This window comes from Bradyrhizobium sp. SZCCHNS3002 (genome assembly GCF_032377435.1).
In the GTDB taxonomy this organism is placed as follows: domain Bacteria; phylum Pseudomonadota; class Alphaproteobacteria; order Rhizobiales; family Xanthobacteraceae; genus Bradyrhizobium.
This window is the reverse complement of sequence record NZ_JAUHHY010000017.1, coordinates 143,795-151,094: the sequence shown is the minus strand read 5'-3', so window position 1 is coordinate 151,094 and position 7,300 is coordinate 143,795. Positions and strand designations below refer to the sequence as shown.

At 63.8% G+C, this 7,300-nt stretch carries 5 protein-coding genes; 2 read left to right on the top strand and 3 right to left on the bottom strand.

Features of this window, described 5'->3' with window-relative positions:
* The 3 genes from QW845_RS29215 to QW845_RS29205 form a co-directional block, all read right to left on the bottom strand.
* Positions 1–1,202, bottom strand: a 1,202-nt coding sequence (locus tag QW845_RS29215; RefSeq protein WP_315804956.1) for a cytochrome c3 family protein, incomplete at its 3' end; no start/stop codon positions are given.
* Positions 1,203–1,693: 491 nt separating this feature from the next.
* Positions 1,694–3,052: a cytochrome c3 family protein gene (locus QW845_RS29210; RefSeq protein WP_315804955.1), complete on the bottom strand. Its 1,359-nt coding sequence runs from the start codon at positions 3,050–3,052 to the stop codon at positions 1,694–1,696.
* Positions 3,053–3,064: 12 nt separating this feature from the next.
* Positions 3,065–3,850 carry a pyridine nucleotide-disulfide oxidoreductase gene (locus tag QW845_RS29205; RefSeq protein WP_315804954.1) on the bottom strand — a complete coding sequence of 262 codons (786 nt, stop codon included), beginning with the start codon at positions 3,848–3,850 and terminating at the stop codon, positions 3,065–3,067.
* Between the two features lie 450 nt (positions 3,851–4,300).
* On the opposite strand from QW845_RS29205, the gene QW845_RS29200 reads away from it, so the two are divergent.
* Both QW845_RS29200 and QW845_RS29195 read left to right on the top strand, forming a co-directional pair.
* Positions 4,301–5,602, top strand: coding sequence for an NAD(P)-binding domain-containing protein (locus tag QW845_RS29200; RefSeq protein ID WP_315804953.1), 1,302 nt, complete (start codon positions 4,301–4,303; stop codon positions 5,600–5,602).
* Between the two features lie 85 nt (positions 5,603–5,687).
* The gene (locus QW845_RS29195) at positions 5,688–7,091 is read left to right on the top strand and encodes an ankyrin repeat domain-containing protein (protein ID WP_315804952.1); all 1,404 of its coding nucleotides are present in this window, start codon (positions 5,688–5,690) and stop codon (positions 7,089–7,091) included.
* Positions 7,092–7,300 lie beyond the last annotated feature (209 nt).

The window sequence follows — 7,300 nt, the reverse complement described above, 5'->3', positions numbered from 1 at the left end:
GTGCCGAGCGCCCCCTTGGTGCCCTGGCCGGTGTAGTTGCCGTTGTGGCAGCTGTCGCAGCGCGCCGTCGCCACCGCGGCGTGGTTCATGGTGTAGGTCGTGAAGCTCGCCGCCGAGTTGGTGTGACAGTTCGAGCATTGCAACGTCCCGGTCGGGATGTGTGGTGGTGTCGTCATCCCCATCGCCGTCCTGCCGTTGTGGCAGGTCGCGCAGTTGGTGTCGGTCGCGGCATGCTTGAACGCCGCACCGCCCCAGCTGGTGAAGCCGCCGCTCGCCGCCTTGGCGTGACAGCTGACGCAGTCCGCCCCGCCAGTGGCAACGTGGTTCGGATACGACGCGGTGCCGAGTGCGCCCTTGGTACCCTGGCCGGTGTAGTTGCCGTTGTGGCAGCTGTCGCAGCGCGCGGTCGCCACCGCGGCGTGGTTCATGGTGTAGGTCGTGAAGCTCGCGGCGGTGTTGCTGTGGCAGTTCGAGCATTGCAGCGTCCCGGTCGGGATGTGCGGCGGCGTGGTCATCCCCTGCGCCGTCTTGCCGTTGTGACAGGTCGCGCAGTTGGTGTCGGTCGCGGCATGCTTGAAGGCCGCGCCGCCGAAGCTGGCCGTGCTGGTGTGACAGGACTCGCAAGGCAGATTGGTCTGGAGATGATTGCCGGACTTGCCGCGCGCGGTCGTCCCGTTGTGACAGTTGGCACAACCGGCGACGATGCCGGCGTGGTCCATCTTCATTCTGATGCGAAAACTCGCCGTCGACCTGTGGCACACATCGCATGGCGCTGCGGTCGTGATATGATTCTTCGACTTGCCCCGTGCCATCACACCGTTGTGGCAGGTCGTACATGACGCCTTCGCCTGGGTATGATCGATCGCCCGGACGTCCTTCCATGTCGAAGTCTGATGGCAGCTCTCACAGCGCCGCGTGGTCATCGGGTGATCGACGGACATGCCCGCCGTCTGCGCGCCGTTGTGGCAACTGGCGCACTGCGTCTGCGTGCCCTTGAACCGCCCGCCGACGTGACAGGACGAGCACTCCACGCCGACATGGCTTCCGGTCAGCGGAAACCCGGTCGAGACGTGATCGAATGAGCTCTGCGCGGCAGCGTGCCCTGCCAACACCAGAGTGAGCAGCACACAGGCGAGCAGCCACTGCACCATGCGGTGCGAGGCTCGCGCCAACAGCCCCAGTCTGCTGTAGCAGCTGCTCAACTCCAACTCCGCTCTTCACTCTCGACTCGATCGCCAGCCGGACATCCGACGGCGACCGACCGACCCCAATCCAGCCGAGACCGTTGAGCGTCCGCCGCTCGGCGGTCGCCCTGACAAATCCAAGACACTCTTGCGGATTCCCCCTACGGCCCGGTGGCACGTCTTCCCCAGCCACCGAATACTCGAAACGCTCCGTGCTCCCTTGATCGAGCGCTGCATCGATTAGGCGATGACGGAGTCACCGGCCAGATCACGCAGCCTTCGCTACGCCTACGACAGAGCTTCCAGAGACGCGCAAAGCTGGCCCAAAACTGGGCCAAGCTGAACTCAAGCTGAATGGAGGTTTAGGTTTCTGACCTCACCCGCGCGCGATGGTCCGGCAAGCCCATCACGCAAGCCATTGATCTGCATTCGAACTGATCAGTATTGCGAGCTCTTATCAGCTCGATACGATGTCAGACGTCTTGCAGCAGCCACCGCGGCCGTTCGAATCAGTTCCTGATCTGAACGTTGCGCCATCCCGTTGCGACATGGCAGCGCTCGCACGTCTGACCGAAGGTACCATTGTGCACGTCCGAGCTGCGATGACAGCTGAAGCAATCCATCGGCAACTTCAGATCCGGCGGCGACTTGGCCTTGTGACAGGCCTCGCAGGTGATCTTCTGGTGGACACCGACCAGCGGGAATCGTGTCTGCCGCGCGTGATCGAAACGCCATAGCCGCCATCCGTTCGGATTGTGGCAGTTGGCGCATCGCCCGCCGAGTTTCCCCTGGTGGAAATCCTTGTGGCAGCTCTCACAGGCCATCGGGGTGTTCTTGTAGGTCGGCGTCCGGTGGCACTCCTCGCAGGGCACCGACTTGTGCAGGCCGATCAATGGGAAGCGCGTGATTTCATGATCGAAGGAGAGCTTCTTCCGCCAGCCCATATCGCTATGGCACGTCTCGCAACGCTCACCGAGCTTGCCCTGATGCGGATCCTGCTTGCGGTGACAGGACACGCATGAGGTCGCGAGCTTGTCCCGATAGAGATCACCCGTATGGCAGCCCTCGCACTTCACCTTGGCATGGGCATTTCGCAGGGGGAAGCGGGTCTTGTCGTGATTGAAGCGGACCGTCTTCCACTTGTCCTGATCATGGCAGGTCTCGCACTTGTCGCCGAAGCGGCCGCCATGAACGTCCTGAAGACGGTGACATGAGCCACAGGAGGTCGGCAGATCCTTGTATTGCTGACCGGAATGACACGTCGCACAAGCGACCGACTTGTGGGCGCCCACGAGGGGAAACCGGGTCTTGGTGTGGTCGAACTCCTTGGTCGCGCGCCATTTCACCGCCGTGTGGCAGTTCTCGCAGCGTTCACCGAGTCGACCGCGATGCGGATCAATCGCCTTGTGACACTCGAAACAGGTCGAGGGCGCGTTGCGGAACTTCACCTTCGCGACGTGACATCCCGCACAAGGCACGGTCTTGTGCGCATCGACGAGCCGGTAGTTCGTCATGTCGTGGTTGAAGGTTTCCTTGTCGAGCTGGACGATGTCGGTTCCACGCCCCTTGTGGTCGGTGTGACACTGCCTGCACTCCTGGCTCAGCGCCGCCTGGTCGCGCCCGTGCAGGCGCTCACGCTGCCTGCGATCGACGGCAATCTCCTTGTGGCAATCGAGGCAGAGGCCCGATTGTGCTTTCCGCGTATAGGCTTCGTGGCACTTTCCGCATTCGCTCTCGAGCTTGGCATGCTTCTCGACCAACGGGCCCGGCATAACGAGCTTCTCCAGCAACGTCTGCGCCCGCCCCCCGGCCGAGAGCATCGCAACGCCGGCCAGGACGGCGACGACGACCGCAACACGCCACCGCATCACGCAACTCCGTCAATAGTGATGGACGGCCCAGACATGAACGACGCCCGCCAGCAGCATGAGAAAAAACAGCGGCAGATGAAGCACATGCCACAGCGAAAACAATCGTTCGAAGAACGTCAGCTCAGCGGCCTTACGTACCGCAGCGGCGTAGCGCCGCACCACCTCCTCGATTCGCTTCTCGCGACGCCGCCGCTCGGACCACGACCATCGCGCGCGCTTGGCTTCGGCGCGAATGAGCCGGCGCGCTTCCGCAACCACATTGGCGCGCAGCCGCCGCGTGCGCGCTGCGATGACCGCGCCGGTCCGCAGGCTGCCCAGCGCGGTTCGGGGTACCCTGTTGTCGAGCCCTTTGCTGAAGGCGGCCAACTCCCGCGACACGAACGAGACGGCCTGCATCTCCTGACCGAGCTCCGTTCGCATTGCCTCGGCCTCGGCGAGCAGCTCCTTGACACGCGCTCTCCCGCCATGGAGGCCCATATGGATCTTGCCATAGATGTAACGGCCGACCACGCCGCTGATCGCCACGATCAGCATGGTGAAGAACGCCACATTGCTGTTGAGCGCCCCCAGCTGGAAATTCGCATGGAACAGGATGAGCACGGGACCGATGACGCCGAGCAGCATGTGCGTCCTGAACCAGAACGGCACCGAGCCGATCCCGCGCAGCGACTTGAAGCGCTTGCGCATCGAATAGGCCAGCAGCGACAGCATCGCGACGCTGCCGTAGATCCCGAGCCAGTATCCGGTGCCGGAGCCCGGCGTAATATACTCCTCCTCCTTCTGCAGCCACCCCACGGTAATCGCTCCGAGAACGACGACCGTGATGACAACCGGAATGGTTCCTCGAAGAGGATTGCCCCGCGCGCGAGCGACCGCTGCTCTGCTCATGACCTCGACGTTTCCTGTGAAACCCGAATGCCGGATTGGCGGAAGCCAGACTCGTTCGCGGATCTCCGGATCTCAGTCGAGAGACCACTTAGTGATAACCACTTGCAACATCCCCATCCGTCTTCCGACACCGACGTCATTAGTCCGAAATCAGTGCGAGCCATATTTCCGCCGACGGCATCTGTTCAACGAATGATCCAATCCTTGTCTCCAAGACGTCAGATCATTCTGGAATTTCTATGTCGGCATCTCTTGAGAGGAATTTGCATCTAGCACCGCATCGAACCTCTTCACGCGGAGTTCGCGGCCAGCGGCTCTCTTCTGCTGTTAGTTCATAAGACAAGGGAGCGAGACGACATGGCGCTCGATCTCCTGATCGTGTACGCCGCGCCGATGCTCGGCGTCTGGGCCACCTATATGGCGGTGCGCAAGAGAAGAGAAATAAAGAGCGTCGCGAAGCTCTCGGCCGCCAAGGAAGCCGGTCTGCTTGAGCCGGCATCCTTGCATCCCATCATCGATCCTGCCTTGTGCATCGGCTGCGGGTCATGCGTCAGGGCGTGCCCGGAGGGCGACATTCTCGGCCTGATCGGCGGCAAGGCGTCGCTGGTCGAACCTTCGCATTGTATCGGACACGGCGCCTGCAAGGCGGTGTGCCCCGTGAACGCCATCACGCTGGTGTTCGGCACCGAAACGCGCGGCATCGACATTCCAAACGTGGACGAGGCGTTCCAGACCAACGTACCCGGCATCTTCATCGCCGGAGAGCTCGGCGGGATGGGGCTGGTCCGCAACGCCATCGAACAGGGGCGCCAGGCGATCGACTCCGTCCGCAAGGTCAAGAACATCGGCAAGTCCGACATGCTCGACGTCGTGATTGTCGGCTGCGGTCCGGCCGGACTTTCCGCCAGTCTCGCCTGCCTGCAGCATCGGCTGCGCTTCGTGACGCTGGAGCAGGACTCGCTTGGCGGCACCGTCGCGCACTTTCCCCGCGGCAAGCTGGTGATGACGGCACCTTTCACGCTGCCGCTCGCGGGCAAGTTCAACTTCAGAGAGCTCAGCAAGGAGCAGTTGATCACCTTCTTCATGGGGATCGTGCGCAAGGCCCGCCTCAAGGTGAACGTCGGCGAGCGCGTCGAGGCCGTCACGCGAATGGGAGAAAGCTTCGACGTCAGGACGAACCGCGGCAGCTACAGAACGCATGCCGTGCTCCTGGCGATCGGGCGCCGCGGAACGCCACGCAAGCTGGAAGCTCCTGGCGAAGAGCAGAACAAGGTCGTCTATCGACTGATCGACCCCGAACAGTATCGCGGCCAGCACGTGCTCGTCGTCGGTGGCGGCGACGCCGCACTGGAAGCCGCGTGCTCCATCGCCGACGAGCCCGGAACGACGGTGACCCTGTCGCATCGCAGCGAGTCGTTCGGCCGCGCCAAGCTGAAGAACCGTCAACGGACTGAAACAGCTGCTCGATCGGGGCGGCTCCGGGTCATCTACAACTCCACGGTCAAACGGATCGGCAGCGACGACGTCGACATCGATGCCGGCGGCAACACGAGCACGATCCGAAACGATGCCGTCATCGTCTGCGTCGGCGGCATTCTGCCCACCGCATTCCTGAAGAGCATGGGTATCGAGGTGGAGACGAAATATGGCACGGCTTAAGTCCTCTCACGTCATCATCCCCCTGATCTGTCTCGTCGGCTCGACCGTGCCGTCGGTCGCCCCGGCCGGCGACGCGCCGGCCGGCGTGAGCTCCGAAGCATTCGCGAGCCAGGCGGCCGATGCCGCGATCCGCGCCGGACATCCTGAGGACGCACTGAAGCTGCTCGAGCGCGCCGCCAACGCCGGGGATCCGGAGGCGCAGTACCGGCTTGCGTCGCTCTACCGCGCCGGTCTCGGCACCAGAGCAGACGATACGCTGGCGTTCAAATGGATGGAGGCAAGCGCAAGGAAGGGACACGTCAAGGCGCAGTACAATGTCGCAGCGATGTGGCTCGCGGGCCGCGGAACACCGGCCGATCCCGACCGGGCGCGGGAGTGGCTGCGCAAGTCGGCGGCGGCTGGCTATCAGCCCGCCGAGCAGTTGATGGCCGACATGGCCAGCCGAGACGCGCGACCCCGCGCCAGGGAGCCGGCGCGCGAAGCTGCGCGCAGGCCGCCACCGACGCTTGATGCGCAGGCCGCCATGCGAAACGGCCATCCGGCCATCATCGACGCCGCCCTGCGCGGCCAGTTCGATCCGATGCGCCAGCTCATCGCTGCGAAGGCTGACGTCAACGCGGTCAACGAGGACGGCGATACGCCTCTGGCGATCGCCGCGGCCGCCGGGCATCTTCGGCTGGTGGAGCTCCTGCTCGCCTCGGGAGCCAACCCGAACACCGGCAACCGGCGCGGCGACACGCCTTTGATGCTGGCAGCGGACAAGGATCATGGAGACATCATCAAACTGCTGCTGACGAAGGCGGCCGACCCATCTGCAGCGCGTGCAGATGGCACGACCGCACTATTGATGGCGCTCAGCCGCTGCAACGGCGCCGCGATCGCTGCGCTCCTCGACGGCGCCTCCGGCAGTCTGCCCGCGTCGGCGGACGGCCGGACCCCCCTCATGATCGCGGTCGCGTCGTGCACCAATGGCCCGCTCGATCGGCAACTCGTTCAGAGATCCGACCTCAACGCCGCCGATGGGCAGGGCCGCACCGCACTCTGGCACGCGGCCGGCAATGGCAATACGCACGCGATCGGACAACTGATCCGCGCCGGTGCGGACGTCAACCGCGCTGACGCCGACGACAAGACGCCGTTGCTGAATGCCATCGAAGGCCGCAGCGCCGCGGCCTCGCTGCTTCTGTTGGACCATGGGGCCGACCCGAAACGCGCGACAAGAGGCGGAAATACCGCCCTCATCCTCGCTGCGCGCGCCGGGCTTGCGGATGTCGTCAGTGAGCTTCTCAGGCGCAAGGCCGACCCGAACGTGCGCAATGGCCAGGGCATGAGCGCGTTGATGATGGCGGCCCATGAGGGGAACATCGGCATTGCGCACAGCCTTCTCGCCGCCGGCGCCGAAAAGCAATTGAGGAACAAGCGGCGCGAACGTGCCACGGACATCGCCGCTGCCAGCGGTCACAGCGATATCGCCAAGCTTCTGGAATAGCGGACGATTCCGTTTCGCCTCCCTGCCTATCATGCGGTCGACGTCGCGTTCGCTGCTCGCTGCTCGCTGCTCGCTGCTCGCTGGCGCCGCAGACGATTCGCGCGTTATTTATCAACGAACATAACGCTCCATACCAAGACGCCTCGATGATACCGCTCTCCGGCCGTGAGTGCGAATGAGTTGCAGTTACACTACGATGCACGTCGATG

What these genes read in the sequence shown, in the direction of transcription:
- QW845_RS29200 (WP_315804953.1), top strand. Translation starts at nt 4,301, where the DNA reads ATGGCGCTCGATCTCCTGATCGTGTACGCCGCGCCGATGCTCGGCGTC.
- QW845_RS29210 (WP_315804955.1), bottom strand. Translation starts at nt 3,052, where the DNA reads ATGCGGTGGCGTGTTGCGGTCGTCGTCGCCGTCCTGGCCGGCGTTGCG.